This window comes from Aeromonas sp. RU39B (genome assembly GCF_900156095.1).
Classification (GTDB): Bacteria; Pseudomonadota; Gammaproteobacteria; order Enterobacterales; family Aeromonadaceae; genus Aeromonas.
This window is the reverse complement of the sequence record NZ_FTMJ01000005.1, coordinates 143,165-166,437: the sequence shown is the minus strand read 5'-3', so window position 1 is coordinate 166,437 and position 23,273 is coordinate 143,165. Positions and strand designations below refer to the sequence as shown.

Below are 23,273 nucleotides of genomic sequence, written 5' to 3'. Positions count from 1 at the left end.
AACAAAAAGCCACCCGAAGGTGGCTTTTTGCGAGGCTCGTCAGCGATTAAGCGCGAACGAAGTCCAGGTGAACCAGCTTGGCCTTAACCGGGTGACGCTGGATATCCTTGACCTTAACCTTAACTTCTTCGCCGTTGATAACCAGGGTCAGCAGTTCGGTGTAGAACTCCGGCTTGGCTTGGGCGATGATCAGCTTCTTGTGATCCAGAGTCACAGAAACAGCTTCCTTGGCAGCACCGTAAACGATGGCCGGAACTTGGTCAGCATGACGCAGGCGGCGGCTCGCACCTTTCCCCATGTCAGAACGGACTTCAGCTTGGAATACGAAAGACATAGCAATATCTCTTTTTAAGATGAGTAAATGATGTTGACTGCGACCGGCCAACACCTCGCAAAACGAGCGCGAATACTATCACGCGGCCCTTTCCTGTGCAAGGAAGACTAGCGAACCAGTGCCACAACCGCCGCCTGTCGCGCCGCAATGGTCATGGATTGATACCGTACCAGCTGCTTGGCAACCGGGCAGGTCAACCAGCTGCCAACGCGAGTCTGGGCGCGTGGCCCCAGCCGCTCGCGATTACTCTCATTAAACGCCAGCACCCAGGCGTAGGTATCGCCCCCTTGCGATCGCGCCAGCCGGTCAGCCACGCGCCACAGGGTTTCACCGGCGACAACCTGATGACAGGGCTTGCCGGCAACATAGGTTTCGTTGACCGGCGCTCCCGCCGTAGCGCTGCCAGAGACGGCGCTACCCGGCCAAGGCTCCTGCCAGCCTGCCAAGCCGGGCATAAAGGGAGCCTGACTGCGAGCTGGCGCCAAACCAGCAGTGACGCCAGATGCCGGGGGCGCCGCAGTGAGGTCAATCCCGTAAGCCATCTCATCAATGCGTTTAAGACGCTCAAGGTAACGGCGCGTTGGGCTCGCCTGCCCTTCAAACAGGGTAAAAGGCGGCGTCAGGCGCACCGGAAACAGCAACTGCCAGCGGCCGTTACGCTGCTCGGTGTCGAGCACCGGATACTGATTACCGTGCCAGGCCACAAATACCTGCGGCACCGGCTGACCCGGTGGGTACCAAGCCGGGTCGAGCGCGACCCAGGTTTGCTCGGCAAGCGGCAGATAACCACTGATCGTCACCGAGGTGAGCAATACCCATCCGGCCAGCATGCCGCCTCTCTCCTGTTATTCCTTCGCAATAACGCTGCCAACCTTAACACGCCTCAATGGCAGCCATCACCCGTTTGTCCGACACGGGATAGGGGGTGCCGATGGTCTGGGCAAAGAAGGAGACACGCAGCTCCTCAATCATCCAGCGGATCTCGGCCACCGCCGGCGCCACCGGCTGTCCTTTGGGTACCTTGGCCAGCAGCGCCTGATAGGCCTTCTCGACACTTTGTACCTTGAGCATGTAAACCCGATCCCGGTTGGGATCGACACTGACCTTCTCCAGACGGCGCTCAATGGCGCGCAGGTAACGCAGCAGATCAGGCAGCCGCTTCCAACCGCTCTGGCTGACAAACCCCTTGTGGATCATCCGCTCCAGCTGCACCTGAATATCGGACATGGCAAAGGCCGTATCGAGCTGCATCTTGCCCTTGAGGCATTTGCGGATCTCGTGAGAAAGCGTCAATACCGCTTCGACCTGGCTCGCTACCTCGACCACCACGTCGTTGAGCTCGGCCCGCACGAACTCCTTGAGGGTCTCAAAACGCTCTGCATCCCACGCCAGTCCGCCGTGCTGCTCGATCAACTTGTCACAGCCACAGGCAATGCAGTCATCAATGAGCTCACTCACCTTGCCAAACGGGTTGAAATAGAGCCCGAGCTTGGCCTTGTTGGGCAGCTTTTCCTGCAGATATTTAATAGGCGATGGCACGTTGAGTAAGATAAGGCGGCGTTGGCCGGCCCACATCAGCTGCTCCTGCACCACCGGGCTTTCGACCAGCGTGATGGCCACCGAGTCTTTTTCATCCACCAGCGCCGGATAGGCTTTGACTTCGAAGCCACTGCGCTTTTGGCTGTATTCGCGCGGCAACTCGCCAAAACTCCAGAGCGTCAACCCGGTTTGCTCGATATCGTCATCGGCCACCTTGGAGAGGGTCTGCTGCACCCGCTCGCGCAGCGACTCTTTCAATGCCAGCAGATCCTTGCTCTCGGCCACCTTGCGCTGGCGCTCATCGACCACCCGGAAGGTGAGTTTCAGGTGATCGGGCACCGCGGCCCAATCCCACGACTCGCGCGCCACACTGACGCCGGTCATGCGCTTAAGGTGACGCTCAATCTCATCGAGTAACGGCCCCTGCTCCGGTTTGAGCGCAGCCAGCAGAGCATCGGCGTAGTTAGGTGCCGGCACAAAGTTTTTGCGCACAGGTTTTGGCAGCGATTTAATCAGCGCCACCAACAGCTCATGACGCAGCCCCGGGATCAACCACTCAAAGCCCACCGGCTCAACCTGGTTAAGCAGCGGCAGCGGTATGTGCAGCGTGACGCCATCGGCCGCCTCACCCGGTTCAAACTGATAGCTGAGCTTGAGTTTGAGCCGTCCCTGATGCCACAGGTTGGGGTAATCGAGCTCGCTCACGTGCGCGGCATCGCCCTTCATTAGCATCTCGCGCTCAAAGTTGAGCAGCTCAGGATCGCGCTGCTGTGCCTCCTTCCACCAGGCATCGAAGTGGCGGGCAGAGACCACCTCTTCTGGAATTCGCGCCTCGTAGAAGCGAAACAAGTCTTCATCATCGACCAGAATGTCACGCCGGCGCGACTTGTGCTCGAGCGCCTCCACCTCGGCCAGAAGCTTGCGGTTATCGCTAAAGAAGCGGTGACGGGTTTCAAAATCCCCGTCGACCAGCGCATGGCGGATAAACAGCTCACGGCACAGGGCCGGATCAATTCGGCTGTAATTGACCGGACGCTCGGCCACCAGGGTGAGCCCAAACAGGGTCACCTTTTCGTTGGCCATCACCGCGCCCTGTTTTTTCGACCAGTGCGGCTCGCTGTGACTGAGCTTGATGAGGTGTCCTGCCAGCGGCTCGACCCACTGTGGCTCGATGCGGGCATTGATGCGGGCATAGAGGCGCGAGGTTTCAACCAGCTCGGCCGCCATCACCCACTTGGGCGGCTTTTTAAACAACCCTGACGCCGGAAACAGGTGGAACCGGGCATTGCGGGCACCGAGAAACTCAGGCTTTTCCAGATCCTTGTTACCGATGTGGCTAAGCAGCCCGGTGAGGATGGCGCAGTGCATGCTCTGGTAGTCTGCCGGCTCGTGGTTGCTCTTAAAGCCCAGCTCTTTGACGGTTTGGCGCAGCTGAAAGTGAATATCCTGCCACTCGCGCACGCGCAGGTAGGAGAGAAACTCTTTTTGGCACTGACGCCGGAAGGCATTGGCCGAGAGCGCGGCCTGCTGCTCTTCGAGATAGTTCCAGAGATTGAGGAAGGCGAGAAAATCAGAATCCTTGTCATCGAAACGGCGATGCTGCTCGTCGGCGGCCTGCTTTTTCTCCATCGGTCGCTCACGCGGATCCTGGATACTGAGCGCCGCCGTGATCACCATCATCTCCTTAAGACACCCGGTTGCCGCCCCGGTGATCACCATTTTTGCCAAGCGAGGATCGAGTGGAATGCGCGAGAGTTGGCGACCGGTTTCGGTGAGCTTGAGCTCTTCGCGCCCATCGCGGTGACGGCGCTCTTCCACGGCGCCCAGCTCTTTGAGCAGGCTCAAGCCATCTTTGATATGGCGCGATTCGGGCGGCTCGACAAACGGGAATGCCTCCATATTGCCAAGGCCGAGCGAGAGCATCTGCAGAATGACTGACGCCAGGTTGGTGCGCAGGATCTCGGGATCGGTAAACGCCGGCCGACCGTTAAAGTCTTGCTCGGAATAGAGGCGGATACAGATGCCGTCCGCCACCCGGCCACAGCGCCCTTTACGCTGATTGGCACTGGCCTGGGAGACCGGTTCAATCGGCAGGCGCTGCACCTTGGTGCGCCAGGAGTAGCGACTGATGCGGGCAGTACCGGGATCAATCACATAACGAATCCCGGGCACCGTCAGCGAGGTTTCCGCCACGTTGGTGGCCAGCACAATGCGCCGCCCGGCATGGGGCAAAAACACCTTGTTTTGCTCGGCGTTGGACAGACGCGCATAGAGTGGCAGCACCTCGGTGTCGCGCAAGTTGAGTTTGCGAAGACCATCCGCGGTATCGCGGATCTCCCGCTCGCCGTTCATGAAGATCAAAATATCGCCGAGCCCCTCATGACTGAGCTCGTCGACGGCATCAAAAATCCCCTGCAATTCGTCGCGATCATCGGCGCCATCGGTCAGCGGACGATAGCGAACCTCAACCGGATAGGTGCGACCTGACACCTCAATAATCGGCGCCTTGCCAAAATGGCGGGAGAAGCGCTCGGGATCGATGGTGGCCGAGGTGATGATGACCTTGAGATCCGGCCGACGCGGTAACAACTCTTTGAGATAGCCCAGAATAAAATCGATATTGAGACTACGCTCGTGGGCTTCGTCAATGATGATGGTGTCGTATTGGGTCAGCAGACGGTCATTTTGTATTTCGGCCAGCAAAATACCGTCGGTCATCAGCTTGATGTGGGTCTGCTCGCTCACCTGATCGGTAAAGCGCACCTTGTAACCTACGTATTGTCCAAGCTCGGATTTCATCTCTTCGGCAATGCGCGCCGCCACGGTGCGCGCCGCCAGACGGCGCGGCTGGGTGTGGCCAATCAGTCCCTTCACGCCTCGCCCTACTTCCAGGCAGATCTTGGGGATCTGGGTGGTCTTGCCCGAGCCGGTTTCGCCGGCAATGACCACCACCTGATGATCACGAATCGCAGCTGCAATTTCGGCCGCTTTCTGGCTAACCGGCAGATTCTCGGGATAGGTAATGGCGGGGACAGCCGCTTGACGTGCGGTAAAACGGGCTTCGGCAAGGCGCAGGTCACCTTCAATGGTCGCAAGCACCGCCTCTTGCTTGGGCGCGGCAACCTTGGCTGCGCCATGCAGGCGTTTACCCAGCTGGCGGGCATCGAGATTCATGCAATGGGCGAGGCGCGCTCGCAGTGCAGGAAGAGAGAGAGACAAGGGAGAGATTCCTGATAAAAAGCAATGGGGCGATCCTAAAGATCACCCACACATGGCGCAAGTCATAAGACTGGGATCACACACCCCGACCCGGCAAGGGTTGCCGGGCGCAGTATCAGGAGATGGATTGCAGCAGCAGCAGCAATTCGCTCTGGCTATGACAATCGGTCTTTTTGAACACACTCTTCAGGGTCGAACGCACCGTCTCCACCTTGACACCACGCATGTCGGCAATATCGCCACTGCTGTAACCTTTGCTGAGCAACAGCAGCAACTCCTTCTCTCCCGAGGTCAACGGATAGAGGTTTGCCAACGCATCAATGTCAGGGGTAAAGCTCTGCTCGGGATCGCGCAATTCCAGCTCGATGCAGTGGTCCATGTTGCGCAAACCGCTCATGACGCAAGCCTGCAGCAGCATGGGACGCAATCCACGGGTGCGAGGAATCGACAGATAGCTCGACGAGCCCGGCAGCAGATATGCAAATCCGGCCAGCATCTCTTTGAGTTGACGCTGTAATTCCTTGCTTTGCATGGTTAATTGACCCTGCAACATCTTGACCTCCGGGTTTTCATCGGCAAGGCGATTAAACGCGGAGTTGGAATAATGTATCGAACCTTTACTGTCTACTATCGCAATAGCCCGCCCTTGGTGTTTAACCAATTGCTGCAATTGATAGTTTTGTGATTCCAGGCCAACCATATTCCAATAATGGCGGCTCCAGGCTGCCAGTCCGAAATAGAGGCTCTCCCAAGGTAAAATATCGTTGTCAGTGAAATCGGATTGATGGGTCTCTCGATAACTGCTGACACTGCTGACCCCATAGCCATTGACGCGGCAAACCCCGCCAATTGCAAAACGGGCACCAAAGCCGGCCAGCAATCCCGCTTTGTTACTGAGGCTGTCTGCTTTTACCACCCCCTTGCAGCCTTTTTCCAGGTAGTGGTTGAACCAGATATCCTGTCGATGGTGTTGCAGGTAGTAATGCTGCTGCACCTCGGAAAGACCGCTTGAAAAAAGACGAACGCCAAAGTGCTTCTCCTCGTCCCGAAGCAGGATCAAGGAAAGTGCACTGCCGCTGTCACGGCGCATACCCTCGAGTACCAAATTGATATCCGAGTCATTTATGCCGCATTCATAGAGTTGGCCCAAATAAGGTGATGGGCGCAGTAGCGTTGCCTGTAACACTCCTGAACTCCTTCTCGTTTTTTATTATTGCCCGATTGATACTACCCGCTTGTGAATAGACAGAGAAGCATTCTTTAGGTCAAGATGCCGTAAATATTCACCACTCAATTAAATTAGCTATTTATCTATTTCGATTTTTACTAAAACCAACAAAAAGGCCCCCTTAGAGTCCATTCTTTCGTATTTCACAGGGTTCTTTATGGGGTCATTGTGGCCGCAGGCCTGGCATGAGGCCCCTTCACTCCTGTTGGTTGAGAGTGTTCATCGGCTCGATGACAAGATGATGAATTTGAAGAAATTTACTGATGTACACAAAACAAGGGAAAGTGGCTTTAGAATAACACTTCATATGGCCATTCTGCGTTTTTTAACTGATAAAAAATGATGTTTTACATTTTATTTTTTGTTTGATTCATTACATTTCAACTTCGCCAATGCGTTGCTATGACTGATGGCGTCGCCCAATATAAGATTGTTACAGCGTATGACCTTAGAGAAAGCTGTGACAATCAATGCTATTGGTTACAAATCGATAGCTGAGCCTTAAAAAAGACAAAAAGATTGCGGTTTACATCCACGAGCCGGTCATTTTCGATGAATTAATTTCATGAAGAGTCCAGCTAGCCTCACGAATTTTTGGCAAATAGCCACCTATACATCCAGATAGTCCATCAGATAATTCGCTCATCATACTCTCTCCTTATGGAGCATTTTTTGATCGATAATGCGCACAATCGATCTTCCACCTCGCCGCCATATCACCCCGCCCTGTTGCGTTATCCGCTGCACTAGATAGTGGCGAATAAGCAGTAACATTTTATGAATGAGCGGTCATAAGTGGTTTTTCTACTTGTGATAAGAGGACATCAGCGCACAATAACCCGCTCCACGACTGGAGGTTTTTCATGGATTCAGCACACCTTTCTCGCTGGCGCCGGGATCTGCATCAGGCTCCGGAAGCGGCCTGGTGCGAGTACCGCACCACCTCTCTGATTGCCCGCCATTTAAGCGACCTCGGTTTAACGATCACCTTGGGGGATGAGCTGCTCTCGGCGCCGCATGTGATGGGACGCGATATTGATGTGGCGCGCGAGAAAGCCAGGGCCTTGCATCAAGGGGCCGATCCGCACTGGTTGGATAGTATTGGCGAGCTGACCGGCGTGATGGGCGAGCTAAACACCGGCCGCCCCGGCCCGGTTCTGGCATTTCGCTTTGATATGGATGCTGTTGAGGTGGGCGAAAGCCCACAAGAGACTCACTTCCCGGTCAAAGAGGGGTTTGTGTCACGTAATCAGGGCTGGATGCACGCCTGCGGCCACGACGGTCACGTGGCAATGGGGTTGGCACTGGCCAGCCGCCTGGCCAGTAGGCGTGAACAGCTGTGCGGACGCATCAAGTTTTTGTTCCAGCCCGCCGAAGAGGGATGCCGCGGTGGCAAGGCACTTGCCGCAGGCGGCTCTCTTGATGATGTGGATGCCCTGCTGACCCTGCATCTGGGCATTCATGCTCAAAGTGGCGAGCTGGTGATCAACCCCACCGATTTTCTCTGCTCGACCAAGTTTGACCTGCACTTTTTAGGCACCGCCTCCCACGCCGGGCTCGAGCCCAATGCCGGAGCCAATGCGCTGGCGGCCGCCTGCATGGCCACCACCGCCCTGCTTGGGATCCCGCGCCACCGTGATGGCATGACCCGCATCAATATCGGCCAGCTCAATGCTGGCAGTGGACGCAACGTGATCCCGGATCTGGCCATTTTGCGCGGCGAAACCCGCGGCGCCAGCAGCGCCCTCAATGACTATATGTTTGCCCACGTGCAGCACATTGCCGAGGGATGCGCCCGCGCTCACGGGGTCGATTTTCATATTATCAAGCAAGGAGAAGCCATTGGGCTGACCAACTCCGCGACTCTACTGCCAGCGTTGACCCAGCTTGCGGCTGAGCTTGGCCTCACCGTCATCGGTGAGCGCCCCTTTGGCGCCAGTGAAGATGCCGGTTTTTTGCTAGAGCAGGTGCAATCTCACGGCGGTGAAGCGGCGTATCTGGTGCTGGGGGCTAATCTCACGGCGCCTCACCACCACGCCTGCTTTGATTTTGATGAAGCGGTGCTAGAGCGCGGTGTCACCTTGCTAGAGCGCTGGGCGCAGGCCAGACTGCGTTCATAAAAACGGCGCCCACTGCGGCGCCGCTCTTTTATATTGCGCAATGATCATCAGCCGCGCTCAAGTCATTTTCAGCCCAACACAATGTTCGCCAGCTCGGAGAAGTGATGAATACGGTGAGTCGGCTGGCAGAGCGCCTCGTTGAAATGAGGGTCATACCAACAGGTGGCAAGACCTGCAGCCACCGCACCGCCGATGTCAGTCTGGGGATTATCCCCCACCATCAATACCCGCTCGCGGCTGATATGAGGTAGTGCCGCGAGCGCATGCTGAAATATCTCGCCGCGCGGCTTGGAGACCCCGACTTCATCGGAGATCACCAGCGGTGAGAACCAGTGCTCCAGCTCATGGCGCTGCAAACGTCCGCGCTGGGGCGCGCTAAATCCGTTGGTGATGATCCCCATGCCCACCCCGGCTTGGCGCAGCTGCGCCAAGGTCTCAAGCACGCCGTCAAGGGGACGGCTTATTGCTACAATCTGCTCTAAAAACAGTCGATTAAGTTCAAGCGGGCAACGATCAGCCGCGGCACCAATGGTGCAAAACCGGCGGCTTTGCAGGCTGTGCGAATCAATGTCACCGGCGTTAAACTGCTCCCACAAGGCGTGATTGGTGCGCTTGTACTCACCTATTAAGCCTTCGTCAGGGGCAAGGCCGATCTGTTCAAGTAGCGCCAGCAGCGCCTCGTTGGCCGGAAAATCAAACAGGGTTTCATCAAGATCAAACAAAACCCAGTCATAACGACGTGCAGACATACAACTTGACTCCTGGTGCGACACGTTAAACGGCGCGGTTAGCAATAAAGCGGGATTGCGCCAGCAGCGCCAGCGTCAGGCGCACACCAAAACCGGTGATCTCGCTGCTCACCACCCCGTGACCCCCCTTGTGACGAAATCCGGAAAGATCGATATGCAGCCAGGGTAGCGTTGCCGGGACAAAGTGGCTTAAAAAGCGCGCCGCATCAATGTGATCGCACGAGGCACCCGGCGCGCACTGCAGCAGATCGGCCCAATCACTTTTGAGGGTGTCGTCGTAGTCCTCATCAAGGGGGAATGGCCAGACACGCTCTCCGCTGTGTTGGCCGATCTCGACCAGCTCAGCCAGCCACTCGGGGCGGTTACAAAATAGCCCGCTATAACGGCTACCCAGCGCCCGCTTGCACGCGCCGGTCAGGGTGGCGTAATCAATCAGCAGATCCGGCGCCTGCTCGGCAGCCAGCACCAGCGTATCGGCCAGCACCATCCGCCCTTCGGCATCGGTATCCACCACTTCGATGGTCTTGCCATTGGCCGCTGTCACCACTTCACTGGGGCGAAACGCGCGCGGACCGATGTGGTTTTCGGCAATCGCCAGCCAGCAATCCACTTCGATCGGCAAGCCGGCCCGGCTGATGGCGAGCAAGGTGCCAAGCGCTACCGCGCTGCCCCCCATGTCCAGGTGCATGCCATACATGCCGCCGTTGATTTTCAGGTTATAACCGCCCGAGTCATGACAGATCCCCTTGCCCACCAAGGCCACTTTACTGCCGGCGTTGGCCGGCGCGTAGCGAAGGTGGACGATCGCCGCGCCATCATCCTCGGCGCCACGGGCCACCGCGAGAAACGCGCCCGCGCCGCGCAGAGCCAGTTCACGCTGATCCCACTCATGGCAGTGCCAACCCTCTTTGGCTGCCAGCTCACGCACCCGCTGCCGGTATTGCGACGCCCCCAGCTCAGAAGCCGGCATCGCTGCCAGATGGCGCGCCAACCCGTTGCCTTCCACTTCGCCAAGCAGTGCCGGTAGCGACAAGGTCACAGCCGGAGAGCAGTGGATCGTCGTGAACACAGGACGGGGCTCTGATCCGTGCTTGCTACTGGGTAACGGGATGCGAGCCGAGAGCAGCGCTTGTAGCAGCAGTTCACTGAGTAAGGTGGCGGCGGCCGGCGTGAAGCCTTCCAGATGCAACGCCAGCTCGCTACAGGGCAAATTGGCCACCAGCGCGGCGGCATCACGGATCGATTGATAGAGCTTGGTGCCTTTGACTGGCTGCTCTGGCAAAAACACCAGTTGCTGCCACTGCGCCCCCACCTGACGCTCTAGCGGGCGCCCGAGGGAGTCGGCCAGCGCCAAGTCGTGCCCGGCGTCGCTTTGCAGCCACGCGGCTTTTTGTTCGCTCGGGATAACCACCAGCGCGACCGGAACAGTGAGTTGTGCCAGATCGCTTAAGGAAGTGTCATGAAAGGTAATGATGGGAGCGTGAAAGTGATACTGCATGAGAAAGCCCGAACGCAGAAAATGAGGGGCTAATGATAACGATGAGCCACGGCCGCTGTCACCATGAGATGCAACAGATGCGTTACACCTGCGGTGCAATGGCATAGATGGGAAAGAAGGATAAGAGAAGAGGTTGGTTGCGGGGGCCGGATTTGAACCGACGACCTTCGGGTTATGAGCCCGACGAGCTACCGAGCTGCTCCACCCCGCGTCCGAATTGTTTACCTGTTACCGAGCAGAAGTAACCGGCAGGTCTTGCGACCGAGTCGCATCATCAGTACAAGCGCACTGGGAATGCTGGGTTGGTTGCGGGGGCCGGATTTGAACCGACGACCTTCGGGTTATGAGCCCGACGAGCTACCGAGCTGCTCCACCCCGCGTCCGAATTGTTTGCCTGTTACCGAGCAGAAGTAACGGGCAGGTCTTGCGACCGATCTCGCATCATCAGTGCAAGTGCACTGGGAATGCTGAGTTGGTTGCGGGGGCCGGATTTGAACCGACGACCTTCGGGTTATGAGCCCGACGAGCTACCGAGCTGCTCCACCCCGCGTCCGAATTGTTTGCCTGTTACCGAGCAGAAGTAACGGGCACTCTGACAATCTAACTTCATTTCAAGCAGTTACATCAAGTAACACTGCAATCGGTAAGTTGGTTGCGGGAGCCGGATTTGAACCGACGACCTTCGGGTTATGAGCCCGACGAGCTACCGAGCTGCTCCATCCCGCGTCAGAGGTCGCCATAATAGGCGCATACCGTGACAATGCAAGCTGTTTTTAGAAAATTCTCGCTCTACCCCACTCGTTTGCTTTTTTGTTGCGCAATACGCGCAATTAACTAGCGAATTATGCCAACGAGCTGCATCAAGTGGCGCCATGCCCCCATGCCGGAGCTGCCGCGCCACCTTGAAAAAAGCCGTGCCGACTATATAAGCCCAAACAACCAGCTGGCCATGCATTGGGAGAGTAACAGCAGCACCATGCTCGACGAGGCGACCACCGGCGCACTGTCACGACGCAGCAGCAGCGGGGAGAACCAGGTCAAAAGCCCGACGAGCAGAACAAGGCAATAGCCGATCACCCAAGGCGCCAGGGTCGCAAGATGAGCCGTATCTGCCGCACGCAGTATTAGCACGGCCAGCCAGAGCAGTCCCAGCATGGCGCCCAGCAGCCCAAGCAGTGGCAACAACAGGTTAAACGCCTGCAGACGGTGACGAGCTCGCAGCAAGATAAGATGCGCCAGCACGGCGCCCAGCAAGAGGGCCTGCGACAGGGCCAAGCCCCAACCTTGTAGCGTCGCCAATTGCAGAGCAAAAACAGCCAGTGGCAGACCCGGCGCCCACCACCACAAAGACGGCAACGAACGTTTGCCTTCAAGACGCGATTGCATCACAGAAAGAGCGAGCCCACCGAACACCGCCAGTGCGCCGCTAACCAGCAGCCCGATAGCCGCATCGCGCGAGCCCGCCAGCAGCAGCGCCAACGCAGCAAAAATCCAGACCGACGCCAAATGCTGGCTAATACGCGAGTGCTGGCCGGCGCACAGCTCGCCGCGCCACAGCACAATACCGAGCAGCGCCAGTGCGCCCGATGACATCAAACCAAACAGGGGAGATAGCCAGAGAGTCAACTGGGAAAACATGCTCCGCTCCTTACATAAAAGGAGGCAGTATACCCAAAGCGGGCAGGACGCCCAATCGACTCATCCCTGACCGCGAGCAAAGGCCACAATCCGGGCAAACATGTGCCGCAGCAGCGCCGGGATCTGCTCTTCACCAAGGCGCTCGGCCTCTTCGACCACCGCCAGCGCCATGCCGGGCTTGCTTCTGTGATGAATCGCCTTATCAATGATGCGACTGGCACTTAACGGCGTGCGCTCTCCAACCCCGGCTTCACGCCGGTAGACCTGCTCAAAGCCATGCTGATAGAGAAAGTGTTCGATGTCGGCCGCCGGCAGCACGGTCAGCCGCTCCCTCTCCCGCTCGCCTTTAAGCTGACTGCGCACCGAATTGGCATACTTGACGCCCGCCTCGTCGCCATCAGCCAAGAGGTGCCACGCCAGCCCGAAGTCACGGGCAATCTTGATAAGGGGTGTCAGGCCGCACTGGGCAAACTCGATAATGCGCACCCCCTCGGCGCGCAGACTATAACCGCACAGCTGGGCTAACTCGGAAAGCAGCCAGATCTCGGTCTCCCCCTCCACCAGCAACCAGCAGCGGGCATAGAGCGACATGGGTCGGTTGATGCGCACATGAAAGGCGATTTTGCGCAGATCATCGCTGCTGTAGCGCTCACCGCCGAGCTGATGGCAAACAATCTCATGCTCACGGCGCACCAGACGGCGGATTTCCGACAGCGGCAAGGAGGAGAGCAGATCGCCCGAGTTGGTGGTCAGCAGTTTCTGGCCAGGCAGTTGCTCAAGTAATCCCCAGGCGAGCGCCAGCATGGTCGGATGCAGCCGGCTCTCCGGGTCTTCCACAATCAGGATCGGGCGCGCGCCCTCCTCGAGCTCACGATTACCCCGCGCTTGCAGCAAGGTGCCGGCCACCCCGGCCATCGCCAGTTGCAGGGCGCGGCTGTCAGAGCAGGTCAGCATCTCGTGCAAGTTGGCCGGATGGCGCAAGGTCATCGGCTTGTCGATAATGTCACGCTGGGTGCGCGGTTTGAGCTTAAGCGGCGTCAGGGCGCGAAAGTAGTGCTCCATCAACTGGCGCACTGCCAGCAGCGCCCCTTTAAGCTCACACTCGGTGATGCCTTGCGGATCATCGAGCAGGCGCTCGGAGAGATCACTGAGCGATTGCTCCCACTGACCATTTAGCGGTGGCTCGCTGGCACGGGCGGCGCGGGCATCGCGCAATCGAAACACAGGGTTCATGGTGATCAAGGCGCCGATCAGAGGCGCGATCTCTTCTGGCGCCAAGGTGATAATCCGTCCAGCGCCGTCGAGAAAATCGTGACCGCTGCTGACACGGCCATCGCCATGACTATCGGCAAAGGCGCGGTAATGAATGCGGCTGAACTTGTCTTTGTGCTTGACCCAGACCGGCGCTAAGCGGCGCAAGCGGGTCGAGTGAAGGCTGATATCGGGTCGAAACTCACAGAAGGTGAGCACAATCTGCAGGTGGGTCGCGGTCGGTAATTCAGGGTTTTCGGGGCGATGAAAATCATCGGCCACAAACTGATAGGGTTCGGCTTCTTGCCCAAGCAGGCACCAGAGTGCGCGCAGCAAACTGGTTTTGCCCCAGGCATTCTCACCAATCAGTACCGTGGTCTGATCCAGACCAATCGACACCCGGCTGATGCCGCGAAACCCCTTTATCTCGACACGCTCCAGATACATGTCACACCCTCATACCACCTTATTGATGGCATCAGTGTGACAAAGGCGCTGGCAAAAACCTACGGCTTGTTAGCAGCGCTCAACGGGAACTGTGAGACGGCTGACGGTTTTCCTCTTCCGGCGAGCCATTACGCCAGGCCGGCATGTTCCAGTGGCTAAACCAGAGTTGACGAAGACGAACTTGACGCTTGCGATGACGCATATGACCTCCATGGTCTTGAAATCTCCCTGTCATCATCCGGTTTTCAGATGACAACACGATGACAATTGCAACCATCCTTGCCGCTGTCAAGTCTCCAAAATGGGATCTGGTGGCCATGACGCTTGCCCTTTGCACAAACCGACCACTACAGTGGCGAGGTGCAATCAAGGAGTCATCATGCTGCTGGAAGGTTTGGAAACGCTCTATCTGTTGGCCCACGAAGGGACCATGGGCAAGGTGGGAAGCCGCCTGTTTATCAGTCAATCGGCGGTCAGCAAGCGGATAACCAATCTGGAAAACCGCCTTGGCAAGCGCCTGATAGAACCGCACGGCCGCCACATCCGTCTGACCGCCGAGGCGCTTGATCTGCTCGAGCGGGTCAGCCCGAGCCTCGATGAGCTCAAGGGGCAGATTTCCGACAGCCGTAGCCTAGAAGATCGCACCCCCATCAACATCGCCTGCTCGGAGACCCTGCTGGCCGGTTACCTGGCGCCGCTGCTGACGGACTATATGCAGCAGCACGATCCGTTTTTGCGCTTTTCCACTCACCACACACCGGTCATCGTCGAGCGAGTGCGCGCCGGCGATGCGCTGCTTGGCATCTGCGCTGGCAGGTTGCCTGCCGGACATGGCCTGCAGGGCACCACCCTGCTGGAAGAGCCGTTTTATCTGGTGGGCGATGAAGAGGATGCGCGCAAGAGCGGGATCCTGACCATGGAGTTAGATAACCCCTCTAACACCTATCTGGTGGCGCGCTTACAAGAGTGGGGGCTCAGTGCCCGCATGCAGATGGACTCTTATCTGGCGCTCTTGGAATTTGCCCGCGCCGGGATGGCGCCGGTGCTATTACCCGCCGGCCTGTTGCCAAAGCTCGGCAGCGCCGCCCTGCCCTGCAAACCACTGGGGCTCAGCCGACCACTGAGTCTTATCTATCGCCCCAGCGTGGCAAAGCGCCCGCGCCTACTCACGCTTATCGAGCGGCTCGAGCGCCATTTTCACTCAATGCAGCCAGGCCAGTAATTGCGGATATTGGCTCACCAGCAGTTTGACCGACATCACCAGCGACACGGTCACCAGCAGTGGGCGAATCAGCTTAACCCCCTTGGCCACCACCAGCCGGGAGCCAAGGCGCGCCCCGATAAACTGGCCCAGCGCCATGCAAAACCCCACGCTCCACACCACCTTGCCGCCCAGAATAAAAAACAGCAAAGAGGCAATGTTGGAGGTGAAGTTCAGTAACTTGGTGTGCGCCGTGGCCCGCGCCATGCCATAACCGGCCAGAGCTACAAAGGCGATGGCAAAAAACGAGCCGGTACCGGGGCCAAAAAATCCGTCGTAAAAACCCACCCCGCCACCGGCCAGCAAGGCAAATGGCCAGGGGGCCAGCCGCCGCTGGCTTTCGGCATCACTGACCCGTGGCGAAAACATGAAATAGAAGGCAAACACCACCAGCAAGAAAGGCAGGATCCGCTGCAGCACACTGGCATCAATGGTCTGCACCGCCAGCGCACCAAAGGCCGCGCCGATAAAGGTACAAAGCACGGCTGGCCAGATCCGCGGCCACTCAAGCATGCCACGACGGGCAAAATAGACAGTGGCAGAAAACGAGCCAAAGCTGCTCTGCAGCTTGTTAGTCCCCAGCACCAGTGCCGGCGGCATGCCGGTCGATAGTAGTGCCGGTACGGTTAGCAGCCCGCCGCCACCGGCGATTGAATCAATAAAACCGGCAATCAGTGCCACCCCGAACAGCATGATCAGGGTCATCCATTCCATTTCCATCCGTCACCTCTCTTTCAAGAATGACAGGATGTTATCTGCATCAGCGCGCCGCTCACAGCGAAACGATGGCAGCCAATCTATTCCTGACTCTCATAGGTAGCCGGTTGGCCATACGCAGCGAGTGCCTGGCACAGGGCTGCATCATCCGGCGCCCGATGCCATTTGCCGGCAAGATAGCGGCAGCTAAAGAGATTAAACCAGTGCTGCAGTGCCACGCCCTCGTCGGGATAACCGGCGCTTTCCAGCACGCAGGCGGCCACTTCAGCGGTGCACAGATGCTCATCGTGGGCAGCAACCCGCATGCCATAGGTCGAGAGCTGCTCGGGCTTGACCGCCAGCACCGGAAAACGGTCCAGATAGGGGCTCTTGTTGGCCATACGCCGCGCTTCGCGCCAGGTGCCATCGAGCAGAATAAACAAAGGCCGTTTACCCGTTGGCAGCGATACCTGATGCACCACCCGCTCTGGCGCCTTCTCGCAATCGGGAAACACCAGATAGGGCTGATAAGCCGGGTCATCAAGCAGGGCAAGCAGCGCGGGATCGGGCTCGGTGCGCGACCAGAGAAACGCATGGGTGGAATCGGGCAACACGTCGGCGATCAGGCGACCGGTATTGCTGGGTTTAAGCGGCTCGCTATCAAACATCACCAAACAAAAGGTTGCCGCTGAGCGAAGCTGCGGACGCAGGTCACAGGCACAGAGCTCTGGCACCAGCAGGCAGCCGGGGCAACGCTTGACGCTGCCGCCGCGCGCCAGAAACGGGCGGGTTGAGCGGGCAAGACGCATCCGGCGCAGACGGTTAACGGCGTGATCGGGTTCGTGAGACATAAAATGGGAGCTTAAGTGGAAGGCAGATAAACAAACGGGGCGCGCTGCGCCCCGTGCCACACTGGCGTGATCAGCGGCGGGCATCCGCCAGGATCATCTCCAGGAAACGACTGATGTCGTGACCGTTGTGCTCCATCAGTTTCGGGAACATGGAGATCGGCGTCATGCCCGGGAAGGTGTTGATCTCGTTAAGCAGGATCTCCCCTTCGTCGGTCAGGAAGAAGTCAACGCGGGAAAGATGGGTCAGCCCCATCTGACGGAACGCCTTGAGGGCATAACCGCGAATGGCATCGATCTGCTCCTGGCTCAGCCCCTCGGCGCGCAGGGAGGTCGAGGTATGACTGGCGGTGCTGTATTTCTCTTCATAGGTGTAGAAGTGATCGCTCGGGGTGCAGATTTCACCCGGCTCGGTGGCAACCAGCTCATCACCGTATTGATATACGGCCACTTCCAGCTCACGCGGCTTGACCGCTTTTTCTACCAGTACCTGCTCGGAGTAGCCGAAGGCCTTGTTGATGGCATCAGCCAGTCCGGCCTTGTCCGTCACCTTGTAGCAACCTACCGACGAGCCTTGAGAGGCGGCCTTGACGAACAGGGCGCCCCAATCCGCGAGAGCCGACTCAGCCTGCGCCAGACTGTCGGCGTTGTTCTCGGTCAAAAACAGATACGGCGTGTTGGGAATACCCAGCGCGGTCAGCCACAGCTTGGTGCTGATCTTGTTAAAGCACAGCTTGCTACCTTCGGAGCGGCAACCCAGATAAGGCAGGCCCGCCATTTCAAGGAAAGATTGCAGATCGCCGGTTTCACCCGGGTAGCCGTGAATACAGGGCACCACATAATCCACCGGGCGCGCCACGCTGGCAAAGGAGAGCAGGCGATCCAGCCCCAGCTTGCACTCACGACCGTCAGCCGAAATCCAGCGGTCCTTGAACATCTCTACGCGGGTAACCTCGACGCCGGGCAGCGCAGTGAGCTTGCTTTCGAGAAAATTGGCACTGACCAGGGAGACTTCGTGCTCGGCGCCACCGCCACCACACAACAGCAGGACATGAAGATTTTTCATTGTAAGGGATCCCTTTGGGAGAAGCGGCCGGCGAGTCGGCATGGCTCGTCGGCAAAGTGCGAGCAGTGTAGCAAGGACGATAAACCCTTGTCAGCCCAAAGCGCGGCCAATCAGGCCGCCCTTGGCATCAACGCGGCGGGTCGAGTCGTCCGCTCTGGTTGCCATTGACGCGAAACCAGCCCGCGATGCTAAAACGCTGCCGCTCTGCCGCTAACACCTCATGGGGAAATTGCTCGGAGAGAAACACCACCAGACGCCCACTTTTGGGCTCAATGTCAGCCAAAAACTGCTCATCATCGTCATAAAGGCGCAAAAGACCACCATCGCTGGGTTGCCACTGCTCATTGAGGTAGCAGACCGTGGTCAGACGGCGGTTGGAGCGACCGGCAAAGGCATCGCGATGGCAGCCGTAAAAATCGCCGGGCTGATAGCGGGCAAAGTGAGCTTCGTAATCAAACAGACCCAGCATCAACTCACGATTCGCGCATTGGCGCAGCTGCTCCATCATGGCCAGATACTCGGCCACCGCGCCGCCGGCTGACGCCTCCAGCCAATGGATCTGATCCCGGCGGATCTGCGCGTTGGTCTGATGCTGCTGCGCCCGCCCCACCCCGGCCGGTTGCCAGCGCGTGGGCAGCGCCTCGCAAAGCCCGGCAACCAGCATTGGTGATAAGGCGTTATCGACCACAATCCAGCCGCGCTCGGCCACAGCATCCACAATGGGTAAAAGATCCAAGATGATCATCCGGTTATAATGTCAGGCACGGGCATTTGAGCTTGTAGATTGCACGGCGACAAACCAATATTCTTATCTTGAGAAGGCCCAAACTCTATGACCAAACCACAAGCAGGAGGCGCTGTGACCCGTTTGACCGATTTTTCCCTGACCGCCCTTGATGGCAGCGATTTTGCGAGCGAACAACTGAGCGGCAAGGTCGTGCTGCTGGTCAACGTCGCCAGCCGCTGCGGCTTTACGCCGCAATACCGCGATCTAGAAGCACTCTATCAGCGCTACCGGGATCAAGGCCTGGAGATAGTGGGCTTTCCCTGCAACCAGTTTGGTAATCAGGAACCGGGCGATGCGCGTGAGATTGCCGAGTTCTGCTCCCTCACCTATCCGGTCAGCTTCCCGCTGTTGGCAAAAGGGGATGTGAACGGCGCCAATGCCCACCCGCTGTATGCCTGGCTCAAGCCCCTCTGCCCCGGACTGCTGGGGCTTGAATCCATCAAATGGAACTTCACCAAGTTCCTGTTTGACCGTAACGGCCAACCGGTTTCGCGCCACGCGCCGACCACCTCGCCCAGCGCCCTCGCCGGTGAGATTGAGGCGCTGCTCGCTGCCGGGCAAGTGGAGTGAGCCCATGGCATCTGCTATAGTGCGCGCCCTGATTGCCAGGTACCCCGCCCGGGACACAACTTTGGAGCTTGCATGACCTTTCACGATCTCGGTCTTTCCCCCCATCTGCTGCGCGCTATCGACGAGTTGGGTTACACCACGCCGACGCCGATCCAGCAGGCAGCAATTCCCGCCATTTTGGCCAAACGGGATGTGCTCGGGGGCGCTCAGACCGGGACGGGTAAAACCGCCGGCTTTGCCCTGCCCATGCTGCACAACCTGCTCACCAACCACGGCCGTGGCCAGCGTCAGGTGCGTGCCCTGATCCTGACCCCGACCCGTGAGCTGGCCGCTCAGGTGGGCGCACATGTGGACAGCTATGCCAAGCATCTGCCACTGCGGGTGCTCACCGTCTACGGCGGCGTGATCATCAAGCCCGATATCGAGGCTCTGAAAAAAGGCATTGATGTCCTGATTGCGACCCCGGGCCGTCTGCTCGATCTGCTGACCCAGCAAGCCTTGACCCTGCAAAAGCTTGAGGTGCTGGTGCTTGATGAAGCCGATCGCATGCTCGACATGGGCTTTATTCGCGATATTCGCCGCATTATGAATACCCTGCCGAGCGAGCGGCAAACCCTGCTCTTCTCGGCCACCTTCAACGACGAGATCAAAACGCTGGCCGGTGAGCTGCTGATTAACCCCGAGCTGATTGAAGTCGATCCGGCCAATACCACCGCAGAGAAGGTGCGCCAGCGCATCATCCAGGTTGACCGCGAGCGCAAGCGCGAGCTGCTCAGTGCCCTGATCCAGCGCGAGCAGTGGCAACAAGCACTGATTTTCGCCCGCACCCGTCATATTGCCGACCGGCTGGCACGCCAGCTGGCGCAAGATGGCCTCGATACCCAGGCGATCCACGGTGAAAAGAGCCAGGGCGTGCGCAACCAGGCACTCGAGCAGTTTCGTAAGGGCGAGCTGCGGGTGCTGGTCGCCACCGACGTGGCGGCCCGTGGCCTTGATATCGATCAACTCGAGCATGTGGTCAACTTCGAGCTGCCGCAATCGCCCGAAGATTACATCCACCGGGTAGGTCGTACCGGCCGCGCCGGTCGAGGTGGTCAGGCAGTGTCACTGGTCTGCCGTGAAGAGGCCGCGCAGCTCAAGGCACTCGAAACCTTTATCGGTGAATCGCTGCCAACCGAGGTGGTCGAAGGCTTTGCCCCGAGCGGCCGACCCACCCGCCAGACCCTGCCGGGCAGCAAGCCGGTACAAAACCCGCCGAAAAAGAAAAAGGCGGCGGCGCCTGCGGGCGGAAAACCGGCGCAAAACCCGCCAAAGAAGAAAAAAGCCGAAGGCCAGGAAGTCGGCATGCTGCCAGTGCGCCGCCAGCCACGAGCCCTGCTGCAAGATGACGACGATGAGTAATCGCGCCTGATTAAAAAAAACCGCCCGATTATAGAAGGGCGGTTTTTTACATCGACGGGTTACATCAGTGCAGTGCCCATTCAGGCTGGACGTACTTTCACCGACTGCACCAAGGCACACATGTCCGGAGCAAACTGACGGCGGGTAATGGCATCACGCACCGCCGCCTCGTCATAGCGAGCGGCCGGATAGAGCACCACGCAACTCACATCACCGGGCATCAGGAAATGCGTTTCACCAAACTCGGTGTAGCGGGTGGCGCCGATACTGACAATCAGCCGCGCCGGGTGGCCGGCCGCCTTGAGCAGACCATTGATGTGCTCGGCCGGACCTTCATCTTGCTGGTGATTGAGCTTGTCACGCACCCAGGTGAGCAAGGTGTCATGAAAATAGCTGTAATCGACCACGGCGCTGTCCACGCCGTAAGCCATCAGCGCCCCATCGCGCTCGAGGTAGCAGCAGATACGATAGCCATCGAGCGGGCCGCCGGGTTGCAATCCGTCGATGGGCAGCAGCGGTTCACTGAGCCCCTTGCTGCACTCACCCCAATTCTTTTTCTCGCTGATCTTGCGGGCATGCGGGCGACGAATCGAGCAATCGTTGTAAGCGCCAAAAGCCACCGGATGCACGGCCACGACCTCGTCACCAGCATAAGTCAGCTCGCACAATAGCGCCACTTCCGGCTCGATTTGCACCTTTTCATCGCCGCTCACCGCCGCTTCAGGCAACCAGAGTGTATCGCTGCTGACCGGGTATTCCCCGAGCTGCCCGCTGTGGCCCGGAACGTAGAAAGGAAACAGCGCCTTGGGGGCGTGCGCCTCCCGAACCTTGACTGCAACAAAATCGGAGGCTTCCCCTGCCTGCTCAAGGTGACCGGCAAAGTTGCCCGCCACGCCCAATCCCATCACATCCTGCCACTTGCTTGCTTGCATCTTTAACTCCCGTGCCATCCCCGGCCCACACCGGGTGAAGGTGCCGATTAAATCACACCGCACCAACGCCGCCCAGATAGCAGCAAGCAAACTGTGCTCCGCCGCATACTCCTGTCATCAGCCTGTCATGGCCATGCACGATGCTGGGTGTTGCCCCCACCCACGTTACAGGGAGTGATGACCATGACCCGCTACCAATTTTTTGTTCAAGGCAACAGCGTGACGTTCCTCGATACCGGCTGCGCCGATTATGCCCATGCCGGACGGCAACTGCTTGCAGCCGGTTTTGTGGCGCTGGGCTCGCCCCTTGAGGCCACCGATCCGACGGCTGCGCTGCAGGCGTTCTATCGTCTGCCGCTAGCTGCCCCCAGCCAGCCGCTGATCCGCAGCCCCTATGCCCTGTTGATGGCCGCCTGATGCCTTGTCACCGGCCGCAGTAAAGGCCGGTCTTCTCTTTATCACGGCACTGTGTTTGTCATCAGTGCGCCGTCTCCTGCCTCTCGCCAAGCTCGTCCACTGCCGCTAGAATGCAGGCCATTCTCTGCGGTTCGCCCGCCTTGGGCCCGCCTGTGACTTTTTTAGCGAGACACTGTTTGCCATGACCGACACCACTGACGATATCTCCCTGCTGGGTACTGCCATTGAACTCTTTATGGAGCTGGCCTCCGACAACCTGCCGGAGCAGGAGATCACCCGCTTTAACAACGAATACAACCAACATGGTCTGATGGCCGAGGTGGAGCTGGGCGACGATTGGGACGCCGATGTGGGCTTTACCGTCACCGACGAGGAGTATGGTGAGGTCTGGATTGGCCTTATCAATGACGAGCAGGAATTTACCCACCTGTTTGCCCGCCTGCTGGTCTCGCGCTCGGCAGAGGAGAAGTTCTGCCACATTGAATGGCTGCCGTGAACGACATCGTTCCCCTGACGCTGCCTCGTCGCCAGTTCAACTGGCAGCAGTGGCCACGCTACCTTGCCACCGGCCTGCTTTGGGCTGTGTTGGTATCATTGGTATCAGTGGCCTTGCTACGTTTTATCGACCCGCCCATGTGGAGCTGGCGCATCCAGCGCGCCCTGTTTCCACCGGCCCCCATCGCGCAGGTTGAGCACCAGTGGGTCTCTCTTGAGGAGATCTCCCCTCACCTGCAACTGGCGGTGATTGCCGCCGAAGATCAGCACTTTGCCGAGCATAACGGCTTTGATATGAAAGCCATTGAAGCGGCCCTCAAGCACAACGAGAAAGGACGCACGGTGCGCGGTGGCAGTACCTTAAGCCAGCAGGCGGCCAAGAACCTGTTCATGTGGAGCGAGCGCAGCTTTCTGCGTAAAGGGCTGGAAGCCTGGTTTACCCTGCTGATGGAGCTGGGTTGGGACAAATCGCGCATCCTCGAGGTGTACCTCAACATTGTCGAGTTCGGCCCCGGTATCTATGGCGCCGAAGCCGCCGCTCAGCACTACTTTCACAAGCCAGCGGCCAAGCTTGGCAGTTATGAAGCCTCGCTGCTGGCGGCAGCCCTGCCCAATCCCTGGCGCTATAAGGTCAATCCACCCTCGCCTTACGTGGCCAAGCGTTCGGCCTGGATCCGCCGCCAGATGAACCAGCTAGGGCAGATCACGCTGGATCGGGTGCACGCCGCCCCCTAATGCCAGGCGAAGTAGAAAGTGATCCAGCCGGAGCTTTCCCGG

21 protein-coding genes and 4 tRNA genes are annotated in these 23,273 nt (G+C 58.5%); 7 read left to right on the top strand and 18 right to left on the bottom strand.

Annotation, left to right across the window (positions count from 1 at the left end; all coding sequences use genetic code 11):
- Window positions 1–46 precede the first annotated feature (46 nt).
- From rplY to BW958_RS09610, 4 genes are all read right to left on the bottom strand, one after another.
- Window positions 47–334: a 50S ribosomal protein L25 gene (gene rplY / locus BW958_RS09625; RefSeq protein WP_076575514.1), complete on the bottom strand. Its 288-nt coding sequence runs from the start codon at window positions 332–334 to the stop codon at window positions 47–49.
- Between the two features lie 107 nt (window positions 335–441).
- Window positions 442–1,164 (bottom strand): dihydrolipoyllysine-residue succinyltransferase component of 2-oxoglutarate dehydrogenase complex, encoded by a 723-nt coding sequence (locus BW958_RS09620; RefSeq protein WP_076575513.1) that lies wholly within the window; start codon window positions 1,162–1,164, stop codon window positions 442–444.
- Window positions 1,165–1,207: 43 nt separating this feature from the next.
- On the bottom strand, window positions 1,208–5,092 hold the full coding sequence (gene hrpA, locus BW958_RS09615) for an ATP-dependent RNA helicase HrpA (protein WP_076575512.1): 3,885 nt from the start codon (window positions 5,090–5,092) through the stop codon (window positions 1,208–1,210).
- Between the two features lie 115 nt (window positions 5,093–5,207).
- Window positions 5,208–6,197: a helix-turn-helix transcriptional regulator gene (locus BW958_RS09610; RefSeq protein WP_076575572.1), complete on the bottom strand. Its 990-nt coding sequence runs from the start codon at window positions 6,195–6,197 to the stop codon at window positions 5,208–5,210.
- A 986-nt stretch (window positions 6,198–7,183) separates the two neighbouring features.
- On the opposite strand from BW958_RS09610, the gene BW958_RS09605 reads away from it, so the two are divergent.
- The gene (locus tag BW958_RS09605) at window positions 7,184–8,440 is read left to right on the top strand and encodes an amidohydrolase (protein WP_076575511.1); all 1,257 of its coding nucleotides are present in this window, start codon (window positions 7,184–7,186) and stop codon (window positions 8,438–8,440) included.
- Between the two features lie 68 nt (window positions 8,441–8,508).
- Here the strand turns inward: BW958_RS09605 and yjjG are convergent, their stop codons facing one another.
- The 9 genes from yjjG to BW958_RS20655 form a co-directional block, all read right to left on the bottom strand.
- Window positions 8,509–9,189, bottom strand: coding sequence for a pyrimidine 5'-nucleotidase (gene yjjG, locus BW958_RS09600; protein WP_076575510.1), 681 nt, complete (start codon window positions 9,187–9,189; stop codon window positions 8,509–8,511).
- A gap of 25 nt (window positions 9,190–9,214) precedes the next feature.
- Window positions 9,215–10,687, bottom strand: coding sequence for a M17 family metallopeptidase (locus BW958_RS09595; protein WP_076575509.1), 1,473 nt, complete (start codon window positions 10,685–10,687; stop codon window positions 9,215–9,217).
- A 134-nt stretch (window positions 10,688–10,821) separates the two neighbouring features.
- A tRNA-Met gene (locus BW958_RS09590) sits at window positions 10,822–10,898 on the bottom strand.
- A gap of 92 nt (window positions 10,899–10,990) precedes the next feature.
- Window positions 10,991–11,067: transfer RNA gene (locus tag BW958_RS09585), tRNA-Met, on the bottom strand.
- Between the two features lie 93 nt (window positions 11,068–11,160).
- Window positions 11,161–11,237, bottom strand: a tRNA-Met gene (locus BW958_RS09580).
- Window positions 11,238–11,336: 99 nt separating this feature from the next.
- Window positions 11,337–11,413 (bottom strand) — tRNA-Met (locus BW958_RS09575).
- A gap of 195 nt (window positions 11,414–11,608) precedes the next feature.
- On the bottom strand, window positions 11,609–12,325 hold the full coding sequence (locus BW958_RS09570; RefSeq protein ID WP_076575508.1) for a hypothetical protein: 717 nt from the start codon (window positions 12,323–12,325) through the stop codon (window positions 11,609–11,611).
- 60 nt (window positions 12,326–12,385) lie between these two features.
- A complete protein-coding gene (locus BW958_RS09565) occupies window positions 12,386–14,023 on the bottom strand; it encodes a DUF2813 domain-containing protein (RefSeq protein WP_076575507.1) in 1,638 nt (545 codons plus the stop codon).
- A 79-nt stretch (window positions 14,024–14,102) separates the two neighbouring features.
- A complete protein-coding gene (locus BW958_RS20655) occupies window positions 14,103–14,225 on the bottom strand; it encodes a hypothetical protein (RefSeq protein WP_256701957.1) in 123 nt (40 codons plus the stop codon).
- Window positions 14,226–14,402: 177 nt separating this feature from the next.
- Here BW958_RS20655 and BW958_RS09560 point away from each other — a divergent pair, with 177 nt between their 5' ends.
- Window positions 14,403–15,245 (top strand): LysR family transcriptional regulator, encoded by an 843-nt coding sequence (locus tag BW958_RS09560; RefSeq protein ID WP_076575506.1) that lies wholly within the window; start codon window positions 14,403–14,405, stop codon window positions 15,243–15,245.
- Here BW958_RS09560 and BW958_RS09555 read toward each other — a convergent pair.
- The 4 genes from BW958_RS09555 to BW958_RS09540 form a co-directional block, all read right to left on the bottom strand.
- The gene (locus tag BW958_RS09555; RefSeq protein ID WP_076575505.1) at window positions 15,225–16,004 is read right to left on the bottom strand and encodes a TSUP family transporter; all 780 of its coding nucleotides are present in this window, start codon (window positions 16,002–16,004) and stop codon (window positions 15,225–15,227) included. The two genes, BW958_RS09560 and BW958_RS09555, sit on opposite strands and share 21 nt — an antisense overlap.
- 77 nt (window positions 16,005–16,081) lie before the next feature.
- Window positions 16,082–16,831, bottom strand: a complete 750-nt coding sequence (locus tag BW958_RS09550) for a tRNA-uridine aminocarboxypropyltransferase (protein WP_076575571.1) — start codon at window positions 16,829–16,831, stop codon at window positions 16,082–16,084.
- Between the two features lie 70 nt (window positions 16,832–16,901).
- Entirely contained in the window at window positions 16,902–17,894 is a 993-nt protein-coding gene (locus tag BW958_RS09545) for a D-alanine--D-alanine ligase (RefSeq protein ID WP_076575504.1), read from the bottom strand.
- 127 nt (window positions 17,895–18,021) lie between these two features.
- A complete protein-coding gene (locus BW958_RS09540; protein WP_372629437.1) occupies window positions 18,022–18,630 on the bottom strand; it encodes a 2OG-Fe(II) oxygenase in 609 nt (202 codons plus the stop codon).
- Window positions 18,631–18,753: 123 nt separating this feature from the next.
- On the opposite strand from BW958_RS09540, the gene BW958_RS09535 reads away from it, so the two are divergent.
- Together BW958_RS09535 and BW958_RS09530 are read left to right on the top strand one after the other, a co-directional pair.
- A complete protein-coding gene (locus tag BW958_RS09535; RefSeq protein ID WP_256701956.1) occupies window positions 18,754–19,251 on the top strand; it encodes a glutathione peroxidase in 498 nt (165 codons plus the stop codon).
- Window positions 19,252–19,323: 72 nt separating this feature from the next.
- Window positions 19,324–20,652, top strand: a complete 1,329-nt coding sequence (locus BW958_RS09530) for a DEAD/DEAH box helicase (protein WP_076575501.1) — start codon at window positions 19,324–19,326, stop codon at window positions 20,650–20,652.
- Window positions 20,653–20,732: 80 nt separating this feature from the next.
- On the opposite strand, the gene BW958_RS09525 is transcribed toward BW958_RS09530, so the two are convergent.
- Complete coding sequence (locus BW958_RS09525) at window positions 20,733–21,584, bottom strand: DUF5718 family protein (protein ID WP_076575500.1); 852 nt, start codon at window positions 21,582–21,584, stop codon at window positions 20,733–20,735.
- A gap of 183 nt (window positions 21,585–21,767) precedes the next feature.
- Between BW958_RS09525 and BW958_RS09520 the strand changes: the two genes are divergently transcribed.
- From BW958_RS09520 to mtgA, 3 genes are all read left to right on the top strand, one after another.
- On the top strand, window positions 21,768–22,001 hold the full coding sequence (locus BW958_RS09520) for a hypothetical protein (RefSeq protein ID WP_076575499.1): 234 nt from the start codon (window positions 21,768–21,770) through the stop codon (window positions 21,999–22,001).
- A gap of 181 nt (window positions 22,002–22,182) precedes the next feature.
- Window positions 22,183–22,497: an HI1450 family dsDNA-mimic protein gene (locus tag BW958_RS09515; protein WP_076575498.1), complete on the top strand. Its 315-nt coding sequence runs from the start codon at window positions 22,183–22,185 to the stop codon at window positions 22,495–22,497.
- A complete protein-coding gene (gene mtgA / locus BW958_RS09510) occupies window positions 22,485–23,231 on the top strand; it encodes a monofunctional biosynthetic peptidoglycan transglycosylase (protein WP_076575497.1) in 747 nt (248 codons plus the stop codon). Before BW958_RS09515 ends, mtgA begins: the two co-directional genes overlap by 13 nt.
- The last annotated feature ends 42 nt before the right edge of the window (window positions 23,232–23,273 follow it).